The 1,527-nt window shown below is 70.0% G+C and carries 1 protein-coding gene; it reads left to right on the plus strand.

Annotation, left to right across the window (positions count from 1 at the left end):
- Positions 1 to 1,527 (plus strand): AMP-binding protein (locus HR086_RS46770; RefSeq protein WP_174468902.1); only part of this gene is annotated, 1,527 nt, incomplete at both ends.

Below are 1,527 nucleotides of genomic sequence, written 5' to 3' on the forward strand. Positions count from 1 at the left end.
CGGACCTCCAGGCCTTCGTCCGCCAGCACCACCTCACCCTCAATGCACTGGTCCAGGCCGCTTGGACGCTGGTGCTCTCACGTCACACCGGTGAGCAGGACATCCTCTTCGGCGCCACGACGTCGGGGCGTTCCGCCGAGGTCTCCGGCATCGAGCACGCCGTCGGCCTCTTCATCAACACACTGCCCGTCCGCATCTTCGTCGACGAAGACGCCACCGCGCTCTCCTGGCTCCAGCAGCTCCACACCCAGCAGCTCGAGCTGCGCCAGTTCGAGCACACACCGCTGACCCACCTCCAGCGGTGGAGCGACGTGCCGCGCGGCACGCCCCTCTTCGAGTCCCTCTTCATCGTCGAGAACTTCCCCGTCGACGCCGCCGTCAATTCGGCCAGCGCCGAGCTGGGCATCCGCGACTTCAGCGCGCGTGAGCAGGCCGATACCCCGCTGGAGGCGTACGTCATCCCCGGGGACACCCTGGAGCTGCGCCTGCTCTTCGACGCCGCGCGCTTCGAGCCCTCTACCCCCGAGCGCCTCCTGCGTCACTGGAGCATCGCGCTCCAGGCCCTCGTCTCCAGTCCCGACTCGCGCCTGGGGGCGCTCTCCCTGGTGACGGGAGAGGAGCGCGAGCAGGTCCTTCGCTCCTTCAACGCGTCCTCGCGCCAGTTCGACGCCTCGTGCCTCCATCTCCAGTTCGAGGCACAGGCCGCGCTCACCCCCGACGCCACCGCGCTGTCCTTCGGTGACGTCTCGCTCTCCTACCGCCACCTCCGCCAGCGCGTCCTTCGTCTCTCCCACCGACTCCAGTCCCTCGGCCTCCGCCCGGACGCCCCCGTCGGTCTCTTCGTCCACCGCTCCGCCGACATGGTCGCCGCCATGCTCGCCATCCTCCACGCGGGCGGCGCCTACCTTCCCCTCGACCCTGATTACCCCTCGGACCGCCTCTCCTGGATGCTCCAGGACTCTCGCGCTCCGTTCATCCTCACGTCGCGACGCCTCCTCGACTCACTGCCTTCCTCGGAGGCGCAGGTCCTCCTTCTCGACGAGACGGGCGACGAGGAAGCGCGGACTCCTGGCAACGCGGACGCGGCCAATCTGGCGTACGTCATCTACACGTCGGGCTCCACCGGCCGGCCCAAGGGCGTCATGGTGCCTCACCGCACCGCCGCCAACTTCTTCGCGGCCATGGATGACCGCCTGGGCACCTCTCCCGGCACGTGGCTCGCCGTCACCTCCATCTCCTTCGACATCTCCGTCCTCGAGTTGCTCTGGACGCTCTGCCGAGGCTTCCACGTCGTCCTCCATGACGAGCGCGCCGCCTCTCGCCTCGGCACCGCGCTGACGCTGCCCGAGGTCCTCCGCCGCCACCCCGTCTCCCATCTCCAGTGCACGCCGTCCTTCGCTCGCGCCAGGGTGCTCGCCGCGGACTCCGTCGCCGCGCTCTCCTCCCTCCGCTACCTCCTCGTCGGCGGTGAGGCCCTCCCCGGCCCTCTCGCCTCCCAGCTTCGCGCCGCGCTCCCCCGCTCCACCC

Source organism: Myxococcus sp. CA039A (assembly GCF_013336645.1).
Lineage (GTDB): Bacteria > Myxococcota > Myxococcia > Myxococcales > Myxococcaceae > Myxococcus > Myxococcus llanfairpwllgwyngyllgogerychwyrndrobwllllantysiliogogogochensis.